Origin of the sequence: Cellulophaga omnivescoria (assembly GCF_001999725.1) — a bacterium.
Classification (GTDB): Bacteria; Bacteroidota; Bacteroidia; order Flavobacteriales; family Flavobacteriaceae; genus Cellulophaga; species Cellulophaga omnivescoria.
The window spans coordinates 59605-79680 of record NZ_MDDP01000043.1 but is presented as its reverse complement, the minus strand read 5'-3'; the positions used below and the strand labels follow the sequence as shown (position 1 = coordinate 79680).

16 protein-coding genes are annotated in these 20076 nt (G+C 31.1%); 6 read left to right on the top strand and 10 right to left on the bottom strand.

What is annotated here, in order from left to right:
* Nucleotides 1-45: 45 nt before the first annotated feature.
* The 4 genes from BFJ87_RS13520 to BFJ87_RS13505 form a co-directional block, all read right to left on the bottom strand.
* Complete coding sequence (locus BFJ87_RS13520; protein WP_077405610.1) at nt 46-1515, bottom strand: lipopolysaccharide biosynthesis protein; 1470 nt, start codon at nt 1513-1515, stop codon at nt 46-48.
* The gene (locus tag BFJ87_RS13515; RefSeq protein WP_077405607.1) at nt 1499-2785 is read right to left on the bottom strand and encodes a glycosyltransferase family 4 protein; all 1287 of its coding nucleotides are present in this window, start codon (nt 2783-2785) and stop codon (nt 1499-1501) included. Before BFJ87_RS13515 ends, BFJ87_RS13520 begins: the two co-directional genes overlap by 17 nt.
* A complete protein-coding gene (locus tag BFJ87_RS13510) occupies nt 2785-5220 on the bottom strand; it encodes a YfhO family protein (RefSeq protein ID WP_077405605.1) in 2436 nt (811 codons plus the stop codon). The genes BFJ87_RS13515 and BFJ87_RS13510 overlap by 1 nt, the downstream gene beginning before the upstream one ends.
* 107 nt (nt 5221-5327) lie before the next feature.
* On the bottom strand, nt 5328-5597 hold the full coding sequence (locus BFJ87_RS13505) for a DUF4834 family protein (protein ID WP_077405602.1): 270 nt from the start codon (nt 5595-5597) through the stop codon (nt 5328-5330).
* A gap of 103 nt (nt 5598-5700) precedes the next feature.
* Here BFJ87_RS13505 and BFJ87_RS13500 point away from each other — a divergent pair, with 103 nt between their 5' ends.
* A complete protein-coding gene (locus tag BFJ87_RS13500; RefSeq protein WP_077405599.1) occupies nt 5701-6723 on the top strand; it encodes a transporter in 1023 nt (340 codons plus the stop codon).
* Between the two features lie 84 nt (nt 6724-6807).
* A complete protein-coding gene (locus BFJ87_RS13495; protein ID WP_077405596.1) occupies nt 6808-7926 on the top strand; it encodes a GTP cyclohydrolase in 1119 nt (372 codons plus the stop codon).
* Nucleotides 7927-7983: 57 nt separating this feature from the next.
* Here the strand turns inward: BFJ87_RS13495 and capB are convergent, their stop codons facing one another.
* The 3 genes from capB to BFJ87_RS13480 all read right to left on the bottom strand — a co-directional run bounded on the left by capB (nt 7984) and on the right by BFJ87_RS13480 (nt 12620).
* Nucleotides 7984-9243, bottom strand: coding sequence for a cysteate-C-fatty acyltransferase (capB, locus tag BFJ87_RS13490; RefSeq protein ID WP_077405593.1), 1260 nt, complete (start codon nt 9241-9243; stop codon nt 7984-7986).
* Nucleotides 9244-9366: 123 nt separating this feature from the next.
* Nucleotides 9367-10407, bottom strand: a complete 1041-nt coding sequence (gene capA / locus BFJ87_RS13485) for a cysteate synthase (protein WP_077405590.1) — start codon at nt 10405-10407, stop codon at nt 9367-9369.
* Nucleotides 10408-10481: 74 nt separating this feature from the next.
* Nucleotides 10482-12620: a S9 family peptidase gene (locus tag BFJ87_RS13480; protein ID WP_077405587.1), complete on the bottom strand. Its 2139-nt coding sequence runs from the start codon at nt 12618-12620 to the stop codon at nt 10482-10484.
* Nucleotides 12621-12687: 67 nt separating this feature from the next.
* On the opposite strand from BFJ87_RS13480, the gene BFJ87_RS13475 reads away from it, so the two are divergent.
* The gene (locus tag BFJ87_RS13475) at nt 12688-13014 is read left to right on the top strand and encodes a YbaB/EbfC family nucleoid-associated protein (RefSeq protein WP_077405584.1); all 327 of its coding nucleotides are present in this window, start codon (nt 12688-12690) and stop codon (nt 13012-13014) included.
* A gap of 41 nt (nt 13015-13055) precedes the next feature.
* Nucleotides 13056-13511: a thioredoxin family protein gene (locus BFJ87_RS13470; RefSeq protein ID WP_077405581.1), complete on the top strand. Its 456-nt coding sequence runs from the start codon at nt 13056-13058 to the stop codon at nt 13509-13511.
* A 271-nt stretch (nt 13512-13782) separates the two neighbouring features.
* Here the strand turns inward: BFJ87_RS13470 and BFJ87_RS13465 are convergent, their stop codons facing one another.
* Nucleotides 13783-14883: an OmpA family protein gene (locus BFJ87_RS13465; protein ID WP_077405578.1), complete on the bottom strand. Its 1101-nt coding sequence runs from the start codon at nt 14881-14883 to the stop codon at nt 13783-13785.
* 240 nt (nt 14884-15123) lie between these two features.
* On the opposite strand from BFJ87_RS13465, the gene BFJ87_RS13460 reads away from it, so the two are divergent.
* Nucleotides 15124-15447, top strand: a complete 324-nt coding sequence (locus BFJ87_RS13460) for a YegP family protein (RefSeq protein WP_077405575.1) — start codon at nt 15124-15126, stop codon at nt 15445-15447.
* Here BFJ87_RS13460 and BFJ87_RS13455 read toward each other — a convergent pair.
* Both BFJ87_RS13455 and BFJ87_RS13450 read right to left on the bottom strand, forming a co-directional pair.
* Nucleotides 15433-16455 (bottom strand): threonine aldolase family protein, encoded by a 1023-nt coding sequence (locus BFJ87_RS13455; RefSeq protein WP_077405572.1) that lies wholly within the window; start codon nt 16453-16455, stop codon nt 15433-15435. The genes BFJ87_RS13460 and BFJ87_RS13455 overlap by 15 nt on opposite strands.
* Nucleotides 16456-16471: 16 nt before the next feature.
* Complete coding sequence (locus tag BFJ87_RS13450) at nt 16472-18871, bottom strand: zinc-dependent metalloprotease (protein ID WP_077405568.1); 2400 nt, start codon at nt 18869-18871, stop codon at nt 16472-16474.
* 91 nt (nt 18872-18962) lie between these two features.
* Here BFJ87_RS13450 and prfB point away from each other — a divergent pair.
* A protein-coding gene (prfB, locus tag BFJ87_RS13445; protein WP_139344252.1) for a peptide chain release factor 2 occupies nt 18963-20061 on the top strand; the annotation gives its coding sequence in 2 pieces (ribosomal slippage) (nt 18963-19025 and nt 19027-20061; 1098 coding nt in all).
* Nucleotides 20062-20076 lie beyond the last annotated feature (15 nt).

Genomic DNA, 20076 nt, shown 5'->3' with positions numbered 1-20076 from the left:
GTTGTTAGTTGTTAAAGCCCTAGGAGAATTTATTCTTCTGGGGCTTTACTTTTGCTTTCTTTTTTTCTTTAAATAAGGTGATACTATACCGTAAACATCTTTGGAAACTCCAAGCTTATAAAGCACAAAAATATAAACAACACTAATTATAATACTTTTTAAAGCAATATTTATTACCGGATAAAATTTAAAATTTACAAAGAAAAACAAACCACCTAACACACATAAAACCAATAAAACTTTTAATGTATCTAAACTAAAAGGATGCATTTTAAACTTGGCATATACGTAGCCTATTTTTACAGCATTAAAGCCTGCTATAGCAATAAATGATGCCCAAGCTGCTCCTTCTAAACCGTAAGCAGGAATTAATACATAGTTTAAAGCAACTACCAAAATAGCAAGCAAAACTCCCATAACTAATATTGCTCTATAATAATCAGAATTAAAAAGAATGGAGTTACTATTACCCAAAAGAGCATCTAACACTTTTGTTAAACCAATTAAAAAAACAACAAGCATTCCTCCTCTATATGCAACGGGCATTAATTTATACAGTTCATTCAAGTTAAGTACAATTAATAGAAAAATAATTCCTGATATTATAAATAAGGTTAATGATGATTTTTTATATAGCTTAAGTAATTCTGGCTTGTCTTTGCTATTTAATAACTTAGCAGTTAAAGGATGAGTTATTTGGTGCATAGCTCTAGAGGGTACCGTTATTACTGTTGCTATAAAAACAGAAACGCCGTAAAATGCTACATTTTCTATAGCTACATATTGGTTAAGCATAAACTTATCTATCTCTAGTAAAATTACGGCTGCAGAACCGCCCAAAATAATAAGTGCACTATACTTTATAATTGAAATATAATTATTTGGAAGTTTAAAATTAAAACCAGGCATTTCTAAGCTAAAAGCATACCATTTCATCACTAACAAGCGCAAAACATAAACTCCTACTAAAGCTTTTAAAAAAAAGTCTACAGAGATAAGCTTGTAATAAACCAATACCAGTAAAATAGCAATACATAGTCTACCAAAAACTTCTTTCATAAAGTTTCCAAAAACAGATTTCATATGCACCTTTACCCAAGAGTAAAATATTTCAAAATAAGACATTGCTAGTCCTACAAAAAAAATATACCATACATATCCTTTAACTTCTTGGTTTTTTTCTGCTAAAAAATCACCTATAAAATCAGTAGCAAAAAAAGTAATAAGTGTAAATGGTATAATTATAAGCATTGGTAAGTACAGCATAAGGCTTAAAAAAGACTTTGCTTCATTACCATCTTTATAACTACTATAAAACTTTACTAATGTATTCTGTACTCCAAAAGTTAGCAAAGGCATTAATAATGCTGCTGTAGCAAGTATTACTGTAACTAAACCATAATTTTCTTTAGATAAAAAATTAGTGTACAAAAAAAGTGTATTAATAGCACCAATACCAAAGCCTAAAAAAGTTACAATGGTATTACTAAAAGTTTGTTTAAATACAATACCCATATAAATGATTAGCTAGTTTAGCTGTAAGCTCTTTTCTACTATATGTGTTAATGTTAGTAGAATTTACATTTAATTTTTCTGTTTGGTATGTACCAAACCAATCTAAAAGTAAACTTTTTAATTTATATGTATCGCTATAATTAAAAGCCACGCCTGTATTTGTCTCTTTTATTATACTACTTACCTCCCATCCTTTTGGTCCAATAGCTAAAATTGGTCTCTTAGCTCGCATATACTCAAACAGCTTACCTGCAATAATACCTATTGTATCTGGAGAATCTATTTCTGAGAGTAATAATACCTGAGATTTTTCTTGATACACTAATGCCTCTTTATGTGAGACATATCCTAATAAATTTACGCAAGATTTTAAGTTGTATTTATAAATTGTTTCTAAAACATCTTCACTTACAACACCAATAAACTGAAGGCATAAACTTCTTTTAAAGTCTTTATTTTCCTCACACAACTCAGACAATGCTTTCCATAAATTTTCTGGATTTCTACCTGTAAGTAAAGATCCTATGTGCGATATTGTAAACTTTTTATCTAAAGTTTTTTTACTGGCGATATCACCATCAAAACCATTTGTTATCACCTCAATAGGTTTGCTAGTAATATTTAAAAATTCTTTTTTAGTGGTTTTACTAGTTACTAAAATACTATCTGCAGAATTTAAAACCAAATGTTCTAAATTTTTGTGTTTTTTAGCTGATGACTTACTTAATCTTAACTTTTTATGGTACCCAATAGAAGTCCAAGGATCTCTAAAATCTGCCACCCAATTAACACCTAACTTTTCCTTAAGCTTAAGGCCTATTAAATGCATACTGTGTGGGGGGCCAGTTGTTATTATTGTATTTATATTTTCCTCTTCTACAACCTTAGTTAAATAATTAACAGAAGGTTTCACCCAATTTTTACGAGCATCAGGTATAAAAAAATTACCACGTACCCACAGCAAAAATTTTTCTATTATAGATTGATTTTTACTTTGTATTAAACCAGAACTAATTTTTTTTGTTTTGTTTTTTGATAAAAAATTAGCCCAACCATAAGGTTCATTAATTTTCTGTTTGTAAATTTTTACACCTTTGGGAATTTCATTTACAAAGGATGCATCTTCTATAGGATAATTAGGATTTTCTGGCACATATACTACAGGCTCAATATTATAATCTTTTAAATATTTCACAAATTTAAGCCACCTCTGTACTCCAGGGCCACCAGCTGGTGGCCAATAATAGGCAATAATTAGCACCTTTTGCATTATGCATCTTCCCGTTTAGTTGTTTTTTTAAAACTAAAAATAATACCTCCAATAACAATTATAGCTAAAAGTATGTTACTTGCTAAAGCTATTTTACTGCCTTTTACAACTACTTCTGGCTCAAATTTAAATTCTATCTTATGTTTACCAGCAGGCACTTCTAAAGCTCTAAGCGTATAATTTACTTTAAAGTATGGCGAACTTTTTCCATCAATATAAGCATTCCATCCATTTTTATAATACATTTCAGAGAATACCGCTAAGGCATCTGTTGTAGTAATAGATGTATATGTTAAGTGGTTTGGCTCATACTTATCTAAAATAATTGTGGCTGTAGAGTCTTTTGCAAAACTAAATTTAGATAATTTTGGAAACTCGGTTATATTAACTACAGCTTCTGTTTTAATATTTAAACTATCCAATGCCATAATCTCTTCATTGGCAGAAGATACTTTTTTTAGGTTTTGTACAAACCAGGCATTACCCATTGCATTAGGGTTTACTGCTGGATAAGTACGTCCTTCTTCATCTTCCTGAATTACATATTTTACGTTAAGCATACTTAAAACCCTTACATTGTTTTTGTAAATATGAAAATCAAACAAGTCCTGCATTGCAGCTGGTTTTGCTCCGTGGTAACCACCAATAGAATTATGATAATAAGATGTACTTGCTCCGTTTAACCCTTCTCTTGGGTTATAAACACGGAATACAGAAGTATCTTGGTTTATTTGTTTATCTGTATTTGTTATAGGAAAAGGTTGCTCCATTTGTCTTGCATGTACAAAGTCATTTTCTGTAACATACCTTTTAGCAACAGGTACTAAATCTGCTAAAATTAATACACCCATTACCGCTACAAAAACGTTGTTTTTTAACCTTTTATGTATAAATAATGACAATGTAGCTGCTGATAGTAATACATATATTAAAGAACGTAAAACATCATTAGTATACACCTCTTGTCGGTCTAGTTTTATCATAGCTAATACTTCATCTCCAAAATATTTTCTATAATTATCATCACTTAACCCATCAAAAGTAAAAGTTCCTTTAGCTAAAAATAATAGTATTAATGTTCCTAAAACTAACCCTGCACTTATTAGTAATGATTTATTGTATTTAGCTCTATTTTCTTTCTCTTTAAATAAGGTCATTAAAGCTAAAATACCAAGCAAAGGAATACACAACTCCAATACTACTTGGATAGATGAAACTGCTCTAAACTTATCATATAAAGGAAAATTATCTATCATAAAATTGGTTAAACCACTAAAGTTTTTTCCCCATGAAAGCACTAATGACATAATAGTACCACCTAAAAGCCACCATTTTAATTTACCTTTTACAATTAACAAACCTAAAACAAATAGAAAAAATAATACTGCACCTACATAAGCTGCTCCAGAAACACCCGGTTGGTCTCCCCAATATAACGGCAAACCTTCTGCAAAATCTAATGCTTGTTTTCTAGATAAACCTTTACGCACTAAAAACTCATAAGTTTTGGATTCTTCTCCTAAATTTTCAGAGTTAGACCCTCCAAATAGTCTTGGCACAAATATGTTTAAAGACTCCGTTATTCCATAACTGTATTGTGTAATATATTCTTTATCTAGTCCTCCAGTATTCTCTCTATCAGATCCATCATTATTTATGGTTAATTTAGATGTACCTCTGGTACTCCAATCAGAATATTCTTTTGTTGCCATTAAATTAGTTGCGTTTGTTGCAATACCAATTAACACAGCAGCAAAAAGTAATCCTACAGAAATAAAATAATGCTTTAGTTGCTTTTCTTTAAATGCGTATACTAAATAAATTACACCCAATATTAAAATTAGCAACATAAAATAATAGGTCATTTGGTAATGGTTGGCATTAACCTCTAAAGCCATTGCAAATGCTGTGAGTATAAATCCTAAAATGTATTTTTTTCTAAACATTAAAACTATACCTCCTAATAACATTGGTATATAACCTAGAGCGTGCGCTTTTGCATTGTGGCCAACACCTAAAATTATTATTAAATATGTACTAAAGCCAAAAGCTAAAGCACCAACAACAGCTAACCTATAATCTACCTTTAAACAGCATAATAAAATATAAAATCCTAAAAAGTATAAAAATAAGTAATCAGCTGGTCTAGGTAAAAACCGTATTAATTTGTCTAATTTTTTTATGTAATTATGAGGGTAATTAGCTCCTAACTGATATGTTGGCATACCTCCAAAAGCACTATTTGTCCAATAAGGCTCTGTATTTGTTTTTTCTCTAAAATTATTTTGCTCCTTTGCCATTCCTGTATATTGGGCAATATCTGACTGAAATATTTTTTTACCCTGCAAAACAGGAGTAAAGTAAGCCAAAGAAGCCACTACAAATAAAACAAGAACAAAAAAGTTTGTTAAAACAGATTTAAAATTAATTTTCATTATGTTGTTGGTGTTGTATTAATATCACACATAAGTTTAGCAAAATAAGCATTTTTTAGTTGCTTAAAGTCTAAACCTAGTAAAGGTTGGTTGTTATTTACAATTAGTTATTCAACTTCTTCAAAATCTATATACTCACCAACTTTTTTAGAAGGGTTAGATTTAAATTTAGTTTTATTAACCTTGGTAGAAGAATTTTCGGTTGTATTTGTATATCCCTGATTAGGGTTTTGACTAAACTCTTCAAATTTTTTCTTTAAATGTTCTTCCGTTTTTTTAGCTGCATAATTCATCATTTTTGGCGCATATAAGCGTATCAAAAACTTAAGCAGGTAATAAACCGCAATAATTACAAGAATAGCTATTAAAAAATCCATATTTGTTCTAAAAATTTATATCAAAAATACAATTCTACCGTTGTATATAAAGATTATATCTCTTAAAATAATAATAAAAGTATATTTAGGTAAGCTTACAGGTATGAAAAAATTAAAAAATATATTCTCTTTATTTCTTTTTGCACTTCCATTTTTAGGACTCTCACAATACACAGACGTAATAAACTCTAACAGACCAGGACAATCTGTAAGTGCATATGCAATTGGCACAGGAGTTTTACAGGCCGAAGCCGGAATGTCTTACGAAAAACAAAGTCATAACACACTAAAAACGGATTCTAAATTATTGGGAGTAGATTTAGCTTTAAGGTATGGTTTGTTTTTTGAAGAGTTAGAAATTATATATGAAGGAACATATACTAATGAAAACAGAACATATTCTACCATTGGTTTTCCTGATCAAAAGTATACAGATTTTAAAAGAAATAGAATTGGATTAAAATATTTAATTTTTGACCCTTACAAGAGTGAAGAAGCAAACAAGCCAAATTTATATAGCTGGAAAGCTAATAACACATTTCAGCTAAAAAATTTAATACCTGCAATATCTGTTTATGCAGGTGCCAACTTTGTTTTGGGAGACAATCCATACTACCCTGGTGAAGCAACAATTTCGCCTAGAGGTATGATTGCTACACAAAGTAGGCTTTCTCCTAAATTTGTACTTATAACCAATGTAGCGTATGACCGCATAGGAACAGATTTTCCTGAATGGAGCTACATTGTATCTTTATCTCACGCATTTAGAAACCCAAAATGGAGTGTTTTTGCAGAAAACCAAGGCATTAAAAGCGACAGATATTCTGATGTAATTTTTAGAGGTGGTACTGCTTATTTAATTGATGAAAATATGCAAGTAGATTTACATTTGGGTGCCAATATAAAAGATACTCCTACCCGCCTATTTTTTGCTGCCGGTTTTTCATATAGGTTAGACATGCATAAAGATAAAGTAATTGCTATTGAAGATCAGAATGCAACAACCAAAGACGGAAAAATCAGAAAAAAGGACTTAAAAAAGAAAAGAAAACAAGCTAAAAGAGATGCCAAAAATAAAAATAGTAAGAAAAAGAAATCTAAAGATGATGAACCAATAGATTTTTAAAAACATCTTTTAATTTTAATAAGCCTAAAACTTTCTCTTATTAATTAATATTCCTAATATTGATATAGATAAAGATATTAGAATATGATTACCATTGTAGAGGCTAAAACTAAGGCTGAACTTAAACAGTTTGTAAAATTTCCGTTTAGTATATATAAAAATTCACCATATTGGGTACCTCCAATAATTAACGATGAATTAGATACTTTTAATAAAGAAAAAAACCCCGTTTTTAAAGATGCAGAGGCCTGGTTTCTTTTAGCTTACAACGGACCTAAAATTGTAGGTAGAGTTGCTGCAATAATTAACTGGATTGAAATTAACAACCAAAAAGTAAAAAAAATGCGCTTTGGTTGGTTTGATTTTATTGATGATATAAACGTATCTGAAGCATTACTACAAAAGGTTGAAGAAATAGGAAAAAAACATAATTTGGAATATATGGAAGGTCCTGTAGGATTTTCTAATTTAGATAAAGTGGGTGTTGTTACAGAAGGTTATGACCATATTGGTAGTATGATAACTTGGTACAACCACCCATACTACGTTAACCATTACGAGCGTTTAGGTTTTGTAAAGGAAAAAGAATACTTGGAAAACAAGTTTCCTTTTGCCAATGCCAAGCCAGAGTTTTTTGAAAGAATACAGGGTTTAATAAAAAAGAGATATAATTTAAGAGAAATAAATTTTACAAAAACTAAAGACGTAATGCCTTTAGCAGACAAAATGTTTGATTTGTTTAATGAGTCTTACGCATCTTTATCTTCCTTTGTCCCAATAAACGACATACAAAAAGAACATTTTAAGAAAAAATATATAAGTTTTATTAATCCAGAGTACATAAAATTTATTGTAGATAAGGATGATAATCTTGTTGCTTTCTCTATAGTAATGCCTTCTTTTTCTAAAGCTTTACAAAAATCTAAAGGGAAGCTATTTCCTTTTGGCGCTTACCATTTACTTAAAGCTAAAAAGCAGAGTAAAGATGTTATTTTTTACTTAATTGGCGTACATCCAGAATACCAAAACAAAGGCGTAACAGCAATTATTTTTAATGAATATTACAAAACATTTAAAGATAAGGGTATAGAAAACTGTATACGAACACCAGAATTAGAAGAAAATACGGCTATAAGACAGATTTGGAAAAATTTTGACCCTAAAATATTTAGAAGAAGAAGAACTTACAGAAAAAATTTATAAACTAAAAAACCCAAGCATAATATACTTGGGTTTTTTAATATAAAATAAAAAGATTTTTTACTCTCCCATTGCAGCTGCAACAGCGGCAGATAATCTTTTATATGTACCATTTGTTAAACGCTCACGTATTGCATCAAAAGCATTAAGTGTTTCGTTTACATCTTCTAAAGTATGAGACGTTGTAGGAATCATTCTTAATAAAATAAGTCCTTTAGGAATTACAGGATAAACAACTATAGAACAAAAAATACCATAGTTCTCTCTTAAATCTCTAACCAATGCCATAGCTTCTGGTATACTACCATTTAAAAACACAGGTGTAACACAACTAGTAGTTGTTCCTATATCAAAACCACGCTCTTTTAATCCGCTTTGTAATGCATTTACATTCTCCCAAAGTTTATTTTTTAACTCTGGCATTGTTCTAAGCATATCTAAACGCTTTAACGCTCCTACTACTAATTGCATTTGCAATGACTTTGCAAACATTTGCGAACGCAAGTTGTATTTTAAGTAATCTATAATTTCTTGATCTGCTGCAATAAATGCACCAGTACTAGCTAAAGATTTTGCAAAAGTAGCAAAGTACACGTCTATTTCATCTTGCACTCCTTGCTCCTCACCTGCTCCAGCACCAGTTTTTCCTAATGTACCAAAACCGTGAGCATCATCTACTAAAAATCTAAAGTTAAATTTCTTTTTTAAAGCAACAATCTCTTTTAATTTACCTTGCTCACCACGCATACCAAAAACACCTTCAGAGATAACTAATATACCTCCACCAGTTTGTTCTGCCATTTTAGTAGCACGTTCTAAGTTTTTTTCTAAACTCTCAACGTCATTATGCTTATAAGTAAAACGTTTACCCATATGCAAACGTACACCATCAATAATACATGCGTGTGAGTCTACATCGTAAACAATAATATCATCTTTAGAAACCAAAGCATCTATAGTAGATACCATACCTTGGTAACCAAAGTTTAATAAATAAGCTGCATCCTTTTTAACAAATTCAGCCAACTCATTTTGTAATTGTTCGTGTAAGTCTGTGTGTCCAGACATCATACGTGCTCCCATTGGGTAAGCAGAACCATAATCTGCTGCTGCTTGTGCATCTACTTTACGCACTTCTGGGTGGTTTGCTAAACCTAAATAATCGTTAACACTCCAAGTAATTACTTCTTTCCCTTGGAATTTCATTCTATTAGAAATAGTTCCTTCTAATTTAGGGAAAACAAAATATCCCTCTGCTTGCGATGCCCATTTTCCTAATGGTCCTTTGTTCGCTAGTATTCTATCAAATAAATCTCTCATCTAAGCTATTTTGGCTGTCTGCAAAAGTACAGAATTTCAGCAAGGTTTCATAACAATTTTATGAACAAAAAAAAACAATGAAGTAAAATTCATTGTCTTTTTATTTTTTAATTTCTAAGTTTATTACTTAACAAATTGAATTTCTGGCTTTTCCTGTTCTACTTCTGTATGTAAAAAACCTTGAGCCTCCATCCATTCATCACTATATATTTTACTCATATATCTAGAACCGTGGTCTGGAAATATAACAACTACTTTACTATTAGCATCAAATTCATCATCTGCGTGTAATTGTTTTACAGCCTGCATTGCAGCACCACTAGTATAACCCACAAACAAACCTTCTGTACCAGAAATTTGTCTTGCAGTATGTGCGCTTTCTTCATCTGTAACTTTTACAAACTTGTCTATAACGTCAAAATCTGTTGCTCCTGGTATTAAATTTTTGCCTAAACCTTCTATACGGTATGGGTAAATTTCATTAGCATCAAACTCACGTGTTTCATGATATTTTTTTAATACAGAACCAAAAGCATCTACTCCAATAACTTTTACATTTGGGTTTTGCTCTTTTAAATACTTTGCTGTACCGGAAATAGTACCACCTGTACCACTACAGGCAACTAAATGGGTAATATTACCATTTGTTTGTTTCCAAATTTCTGGACCTGTAGAAGCGTAATGCGCAGCTCTATTAAGTTCATTAAAATATTGATTAATGTATATAGAACCTTCTGTTTCTCTGTGTAACCTTTTAGCTACCTCATAATATGAGCGAGGATCATCTGCACTTACATGTGCAGGACAAACATATACTTGTGCTCCCATAGAGCGCAACATATCTATTTTATCTGGAGATGATTTAGAACTTACTGCTAATATACATTTGTATCCTTTAACAATACTTGCCATTGCAATACTAAAACCTGTATTACCAGATGTTGTTTCAATAATTGTACTGTCTTCGTGTAATAATCCTTTACGTTCTGCTTCTTCAATTATATGAATTGCTATTCTGTCTTTTGCAGAATGTCCTGGATTAAAAGCCTCTACTTTAGCGTAATATTCTCCTTTAAAGGAATTAGTAACATTATTAATTTTAATTAACGGAGTGTTACCTATTAACTCTAAAACATTGTTATAGGCATTAATTTTATTTTCCATGCGTATTTGGTTATAAAATGATAAGACTTTGTTGGTTAGCTTATCAATTACGTGACAAATTTAGGTTTTTTTTTTTACTTATCGATTTTTCCCTCTAAATCTATTAAAAACGCGTAGTCTTTTGCTACTTCCTTTAAAGCTTCAAACCTACCTGATGCACCGCCATGACCTGCATCCATATTTGTATCTAAAAATAGTAAGTTACTATCTGTTTTAAGTTCTCTTAACTTTGCTACCCATTTAGCAGGTTCCCAATATTGTACCTGAGAATCATGTAAACCAGTGGTTACCAAAATTGTTGGGTATTGTTGTGCTGTTACATTGTCATAAGGAGAGTAAGACTTCATATAATCATAATACTCTTTATCATTAGGGTTGCCCCACTCATCATACTCGCCAGTGGTTAGCGGTATAGAATCGTCTAACATTGTTGTTACAACATCCACAAATGGCACACTTGCAATTACGCCATTATATAATTCTGGTGCCATATTAAGTATACCTCCCATAAGTAAACCTCCGGCAGAACCACCAGATGCATATAAATGTTTACTGCTAGTATATTTATTATCTATTAAATATTTAGAGCAATCTATAAAATCTGTAAAGGTGTTTCTCTTTTTTAAAAGTTTACCATCTTCATACCATTTTCTACCTAAATATTCACCTCCTCTAACGTGCGCAATTACATAAATAAAACCTCTATCTAACAAACTTAAACGTACTGTTGAAAAATAAGGGTCAATTGTATATCCATAAGATCCGTAGGCGTATTGCAATAAAGGGCTTGTACCATCTAACTTAGTGTTTTTATGGTATACTACGGACATAGGTATTTTTACACCATCTCTGGCTGTTGCCCAAACTCGTTCAGACTTATAATTCTCTTTATTAAATTTATCCCCCAGTACCTCCTGTTCTTTTTTAACTTCTTTGGTATGGGTATCCATATTAAAATCTATTACAGAACTAGGCGTTGTTAATGAGTTGTAACCATACCTTAGGATGGATGTATTAAAATCTGGGTTAATGCCAACATATGCCGTATAGGTTTCGCTCTCAAAAGGCAAATAATATCCTTTGTTGGTATCCCAACGAACAATTTTCAATTTATTTAAACCATTTTCCCTTTCAGATAATACATAGTAATCTTTAAAAATATCTAAATCCTCTAGCAATACATTTTCTCTATGAGGTATAAATTCTTTCCAATTTGTAGCTGGCGTTGCAGACTCACTACAAGTCATTAATTTAAAGTTATAAGCACCATCTTTATTAGTTAAAATATAAAACTTATCTCCGTAATGTGCTATAGAATACTCTAGTCCCCTTTCTCTTGGAGAAAATATTTCAAAATCTGAATCGGGTTCTTCTGTTTTAATAAATCTATACTCAGATGTTAACGTACTAGAAGACCCTATTACTATGTATTTTTTTGACTTGGTTTTATATATGTAAGTATTAAAAGTTTCGTCTTGTTCATGATACACTAAAACATCTTCAGAAGTTGGCGTACCCAGTTTATGTTTGTAAATTTTGTCTGATCTTAGCGTTACAGGGTCCTTTTTAGTGTAAAACAAAGTTTGGTTATCTGCAGCCCATACGCTACTACCTGTGGTTTTCTCTATAACATCTTTATAAACTTCCCCTGTTTCTAAGTTTTTAATTCTAATTGTATATTCTCTTCTAGAAACAATATCTACACCAAAAGCTGCTAACTTGTTATTAGGACTAATTGCAATACCACTTAAATTAAAATAATCATGACCTATAGCTAAATCATTACAATTAAAAATAATTTCTTCTGCTGCCGTTTCTTCCCCTTTCTTTCTAGAGTAAATAGGATATTCTTTTCCTAACTCATACCTAGTTTCATACCAATAACCATTTAACTTATAAGGAACAGAAGAGTCGTCTTCCTTAATACGCTCCTTCATCTCATTAAAAAGTGTTTTCTGAAAATCTTTAGTATGGGCAGTTAAGGTATTGTAATACGTATTTTCCTGTTCTAAATATGCAATTACTTCTTTATCCTCCCTATTATTTAACCAATAATAATCATCTATTCTAACATCATTATGTTTAATTAATTCTTTTGGTACTTTTTTAGCAACAGGAGTTTTAATAGTAGCCATAGGCTTATTTATATTTTTACATGAAGCAACAAAAATAATACTAACTAACAGAACAATACATTTTTTTATGACTTTCATTTCTTTTTAAGGTTGATTGACCAACAATTTAGTAATTTTGAAACATATTAACTATAACTAAAAAATTATGTTTGGAGATATGATGGGTATGATGGGAAAACTTAAAGAAACCCAACAAAAAGTTGAAGAAACAAAACAACGATTACATACTGTTTTAATTGATGAAAAATCTACTGATAACGCAATTAAGGTTACTATAACTGCTAATAGAACTATTAAAAGTATTGATATTGACGAAAGTCTTTTACAAGATAAAGAACAGCTTGAAGATTATTTAATAGTAACTTTAAATAAGGCTATTGAAAGAGCAACACAGGTAAATGAAACTGAATTAGCCGCAGCTGCAAAAGATGGTTTACCCAATATTCCTGGAATGGATTCGTTATTTAAATAAAAACTGGCAAGTTTTTTGTATCAATAATAAAAAATATAAAGATGAAACACTTATTAATTGCCTTAATTTTTCCTTTATTATTTGGTTTTACACCAACTAATAAAGTTATTGGAGATGTAGAATGGAACACAGATTATGAGACTGTATTGAAAAAAGCCAAAAAAGAAGACAAAAATATTTTAGTCTATTTTACTGGTAGTGATTGGTGCGGACCTTGCAAAATGTTAAAAAAAGATTTGTTTGATACCGACGAATTTAGAGAAATTTCTAAAAATTATGAGTTATTGTATATTGATATTCCAAGAAACAATGATTTATTAACCGAAAAGCAGTTAAAGCACAATATGGACTTAATGGCTAAGTACAACAAGAAAGGTGTGTTTCCTAACTTAAAAATACTAGACAATAAAGGAAGAGAAAAAGGTGCATTACACGGTTATAGTATGAACGGCGAAGTACAACACCATATAAAATTTTTAAAAAAATATATAGATTAAAAAATCTTAAATAGAATAAAATTTATTTAAAGCCTTCAATTAATTTTGAAGGCTTATTTTTTTTATAAAACAAATAGCTCTGTTACGTTTATTACTAACCCAAGACTTAGAAACTCTTACACTATATTTTAGTTTTAAAATGTAAACTGGCTAACCATTAAAATTGGTTTATATATTACCCTGGTTACAATAACAAAAAAGTAAAAGGGCTTTCAAAATTAATTGAAAGCCCTTTTTATTGGTTAGTGATTAACTATAATAGATTTTACTACTAGTTGTTAATTAATCTAAATTCAGTTCTTCTGTTAGCAGCGTGCTCTCTTTCTGTACAAGAAACACCATCTTTACATCTGTTTTTCAATTTGTTTTCACCGTAACCATTAGCTACTAATAAGCTAGAGTTAACACCTTTAGAGATTAAGTAATCTGCTACAGATTTAGCTCTTCTTTCAGATAAGCTTTGGTTAGATACACTGTTACCTCTAGAATCTGTATGAGAAGCAATTTCTAATTTAACTCCTGGGTTTTGATTTAAAACTGGCATTAATCTAGAATCAATAATTCTTTTTGCTTCAGCAGTTAAAGTAGAGCTACCAGTATTCCAGTTTATTGGTAAAGCTTGGTATTGTACTAATGAGCACTCAACTTCACTCCAAGTAGTAAGGCCACCTTTTTGCTTTAATACCTCTTTAGTAATTGTTTTAGTTACAGCAGGTACAGAAACACTTGTAGTATAAGCATCCTTATCTAATACAGTTTTTGTAATTTCTTTGTATTCAGCAGGAATTATAGTTTCTACTACAGAAGGACCAGAAACTAAAACAGTCTTTTTATATGTAGCATTTCTAGAACCAATTGGGGTTTTAGATACAGTAGCATCTGAAGCTAACTCTTGTGTTTGTATTGTAGTAAACTCTGCTGGGTAACCTTTATAACACCAGTATCTACAATCATCTGGGTTGCTAGAAGCACAATCAGGAGCTGGCGCACCTAATTCCCATACTGCGTAAGCAGGCTTAACTTCTATAGTTTGTGAGCTAGGTGTAAAACTAGCAGGAGTAATACTTAATGTGTTACCACCTTCTTTTGCTACATAAGTAACAGTCTCTGTTCCCCATTTAGCTGGTACTATTTTTAAACTTTTGCTCTCGTCTTTTACTAAAACACGCTCAGTAACTGTTTTAAAAGTTGCAGGTACTGTTTTTAATACAGAATATGCAGGCTTAGTTGTAATTGTAATAGATTCATTTACATATACGTCAGGAGTTGTACAACGTACATAACATTTACCTGGTTCTGGATTTGTAGGCAAATCTTGAGCCATAGTAACAGATGCAGTCATAACTGCAAATAAGAATAATAATTTTTTCATTTTTGGTTAATGTGTTTAATTAATGTTAAAATATGTTAAATAATTATAGTGCAAATATAATTTTTATGTTCAACTAATCATAGAAAAACTGTATTATTTTATAAAAAAACCCTATTTTACTAGTGTTTTAGAGCTTAACAAGCGTTAATTTTAAAATAAACTACTACTCTTAACAAAGTCTTAAATTTAAATTAACTGTAACTTTAAAAAAAATGTTATCTTTAAGAAAAATGTGTAGTTATGATAGATATTGTAAAAAAAGAGGATAATACGTTCACTTTTAGTTTAAAAACTAAAAACAATGTTGTGTTATTGCATGGCAATAGTTTTAATACAAAAGAAGAACTAAATAGTGCTATAAAAGAAATAATGCCATCTATAAACAGTTTAAACGTTTTTGAACGTAAAACTGCCTACAATGGCAAATTTTTATTTAATTTAAAAACCTTAAACGGCAAAGTTATAGGTAAAAGCCAGTTTTACTCATCTGAAGCAGGTATGGAGAATGGTATTAAAAATTTAAAAAATAGTTTTTTATCTATTAACAATTTACAAACTCTTTAATATAGTTAAAAAATTACTGTGCATAGCATTAGTATAATCTAAATGGGTAACAATGCGCAATTTTCCTTGTCCCATACCAATTATTTCTATTCCGTTTTTTAATAGTTTGTCTAAAAAATCTTTTTGTGTCAATCTATCTTCATCAATAGAGAAAATAACAATATTTGTTTCTATAGGCTCTACACTCTTTATGTAGCTTAGTTTTTGTAACACATCACCTATTTCTTTAGCTTTAGTATGGTCTTCTTTTAATCTATTTATATTATTATCTAGTGCATAAATAGCTGCACCGGCCAAGTAACCTGCTTGCCTCATACCACCCCCAAATATTTTACGTATTCTTATGGCTTTTTGTATGTCTTTTTTAGAGCCAACTAAAACAGAACCCACTGGGCAGCCCAAACCTTTACTCAAACAAACACTTATAGTATCAAACAAATCTCCATATTGTTTTGGAGTTTCATTTTTAGCTACCAATGCATTCCATAAACGAGCCCCATCTAAATGGTATTTTAAGTTGTGTTTTTCACAAACCATCTTAATTTTTTTTAGCTCTTCAAAATCCCAGCAAGCGCCACCACCTTTATTAGTTGTGTTTTCTATACAAACCAAGGTAGTAAGTGGGCTATGATAAAAATCTGGAGGGTTTATAGCCTCTTCTACCTGTTTTGCTGTCATCATACCTCTGTGGCCATCAACCAACCTGCATGACACACCACTGTTAAAACTTACTCCACCACCTTCATAATTAAAAATATGAGCATATTTGTCGCAAATTAATTGATCACCAGGCTGTGTATGCAACTTTATTGCCGTTTGGTTTGCCATTGTACCGCTAGGAAAAAATAATGCTGCTTCTTTACCAAACATTGCCGCCACTTTTTCTTCTAAAGCATTAATTGTAGGATCGTGCTTAAAAACATCATCTCCTACATCAGATGCAAACATTGCACTAAGCATTTCTGATGTTGGCTTTGTTACGGTGTCACTTATAAGATTTATTTTCATTTTAAATATTGTGTTTTTAGTTAGTCATACATTCCATTCCTATTGGTGAACCATCTGGTATTTTAGGAGAAACTATTGGCTTAAAAAGTTCTGGGTGTTTTTGAAAATGTTCTATTCTATTTACAACCTCTAATGCATAAGGTTTGTTTCTATCTAAAAATCTATCTTTTAATTCTTGTAATTTAAAATTAGCTATTGCATTTACTTTTGGGTGCACACTTTTGCTTGCTGCTAAATTTTTAATATAATACAAGACTCTAAAATTAATATTCTGTTGCGCTTCATCTAAATAAGTATCTTTATAACTCTTTTTAAATGTGTTATTTATTAACTGATCTAGCACATCATGCAAACCAATTTGTTTTGAATCTAAGCTTTTTTGTTGTACTAATCTAGATGCTCTTTGCGGATGCAATAAAAAGGAAAGAGTCATATCTGCTGCAGTTTCTGCAGCAGAAAGCGCATCAAAAGAAATTCCTGTTTTTCCGTTAAAAGATTCTCTTGTACTACCATAACCTAAAGCTCTAGGTGGAAAAAGTGATAATTTATTTTTAGGAATTGCAATTTGCTCTGCGTTTACTGTTTGTAATAAACTTTGTAGTGCTTCTTGTTGTTCTTTTTTTGAGACAGCTTTAACCGTAAGTTGCTGGTCTCCTTTAACAGTATAATTATAATCTAAACCACCTATTAATTTTGTTACAGCTTCAGTTTGGTATCTATGAAAAAAATAAAGCGGCGCAAAAACATCCTCTAACACAGAATTTGGTTGTCCTTCCTTAATATTATCAATAGAAAAATTAGAAATACCTACTGCTCTAATTTTTAACACCTTATTTAATTCTTCTGTTGCATTACCTCCATTGTCCCAAAGGTGTGCATATGCATGTGCACCTCCACTGGCTCTGGCATCTCTGTCTGATACAAACCTATAGCCTTCCTTTTGTGCTTTTTGTATTATTTTTTTTAACTCCTCATCTTCATTTTTGTCTTCTTTAAAATCTGAATAAGAATAAGCTACTGTATATTTATCCCACTCACCTATACCCTCTACATATGCACCAGAAAAATCTATATTTTTTCCTTTCAACTTAAATTGTGGATGCGGGTAATCCATAACAGATGCTCTGTTGTTGGTACTAGCTGCAAAATTATGAGCAAAACCTAAAGTATGTCCAATTTCGTGTGCAGACAACTGTCTTATACGTGCTAATGCAAGTTCAAGCATTTTGTTATTGTTATCATCACTCTTAGCAAAAGGTTTATTTGTTAAGGCTTGTGCAATTAAAAAATCTTGTCTAATGCGCAAACTACCTAAACTTACGTGTCCTTTTATAATTTCTCCGGTTCTTGGGTCTGTAACACTTGCTCCATAACTCCACCCCCGTGTAGATCTGTGGACCCATTGTATAACGTTATATCTAACATCCATTGGGTCTGCGTCTGCTGGTAATATTTTTAACTGAAAAGCATTTTTATAACCAATGGCTTCAAAAGCTTGATTCCACCACCTACCACCTTCTAACAATGCAGTACGCACAGGTTCTGGTGTGCCATTATCTAAGTAATAAACAATAGGTTCTACGGCTTCACTAATTGCGGCATTAGGGTTTTTCTTTTGTAATCTATGCCTAGTTATAAAACGTTTATGAATGTCTTGCTCTATAGGCGTGGCATAATCATAATAAGAGAACATAAAAGAACCACTACGCGGATGGTAACTCCTTTTTTTAAATTTGTTATCTGGCAACTCTACAAAGGAATGATGTTGAGCTACTGTTACCAAGCCAGAAGTTGGGGCTACAGAACTAATATACCTTCCCTTTGCAGTTCCTTTAAAGGTTAAAAAAACATCAAACTCTATATTTTTAGGAAAAGCTTTAGTACGCTCTAAGTTAAAAGCACTTTTGCTTGCATCTAAACTATAATTACCTTGAGCAGTGTTTTTAAGTTTATTAGCAACACCGTGGGTATCTTGCATAAATAAAGACGTAATATCTATTAAATATTTTCCATTGGCCTCTTCTTCAATTTTAAAACCACCTAAAATAGACTTTGCAAATGCTTGCTCTACAGATTGTTTTTCTAAAGCATTATTAGTTAAAGCTCTATATTTTAAATTTGGTTGTATTAACAGTAACTTATTACCGGCTTTTTTAAAATAAACAACCCTAGTTTTACCCAACTGGCCTCTGTCTAAACCAATGTCATTACTACCTACACCACTGCTTAAAGAGCTTACATATAAAAACTCTTTTTCTAAATCTGTAACTTCTAAATAAATTTTATCTGTACTATCATCATAAAAAAAAGAAAATAATCCATCAAACTTTTTAAAAGTACTGTATTTGTTACTAAACTGTGCATTGCAAATAGCACAATAAACAAGAATAAACAACAAAATAGAAATACGTTTCATAGATAAATTTTTTTTGATTTTCTAAATTTATATAAAATAGATTGTACAACCATAGTTTAGTGCTATTTTTGCTTTTAAATTATTTTAAAAAATGATAACAACAGATCAATACAAAGATCTTTTAGATCGCCTTGGTGCGTTAAGGAGGTATCTTTGACATAGATGCCAAGCTAATAGAAATAGAAAACGAAGAAGAAAAAACACTAGCTCCTAACTTTTGGGATAATGCTCAGGAAGCACAAGCCCAAATGAAAGTTTTACAAGCCAAAAAAAAATGGGTTAAAGACTTTGATGATGCAAAACTACTTGTCACCGATTTAGAGGTTTTATTAGAGTTTTTAAAAGAAGGTGATGTAACTGCGGAAGAATTAGAAAACCATTACAACAAAGCCAAAATACATATTGAAGACCTAGAGTTTAAAAATATGCTTTCTGATGAAGGTGATGAACTTACAGCAATTTTGCAAATTACAGCTGGTGCTGGTGGCACAGAAAGTTGTGATTGGGCAGCAATGCTTATGCGTATGTACTTAATGTGGGCAGAAAAAAATGGCTATAAAATTAAAGAACTTAATTACCAAGAAGGTGATGTTGCTGGCATAAAAACTGTTACTTTAGAAATTGAAGGAGATTATGCATTTGGCTGGCTTAAAGGTGAAAACGGAGTACACAGATTAGTACGCATTTCTCCTTTTGATAGTAATGCTAAAAGACATACTTCTTTTGCTTCTGTATATGTATACCCACTTGCAGATGACAGTATAGAAATAGAAATTAACCCTGCTGATATAGAAATTACAACAGCACGCTCTAGTGGCGCTGGCGGACAAAATGTTAATAAGGTAGAAACTAAAGTACAGTTAACTCATAAACCAACCGGAATACAAATTTCTTGCTCAGATTCTAGATCTCAGCATGACAACAGAGCTACTGCTATGAAAATGCTTAAATCTCAATTATATGAAATTGAATTGCGTAAAAAACAAGAAGCACGTAGCGAAATTGAAGCTGGTAAAATGAAAATTGAGTGGGGTTCACAAATACGTAACTATGTTATGCACCCATATAAACTAGTAAAAGATGTGCGTACTGCCGAAGAGACAGGCAATGTAGATGCTGTAATGGACGGACAAATAGACCCATTTTTAAAAGCTTATTTAATGATGATGGGACAAAAAAATGAAGATTAATTTTTAATAATTTAA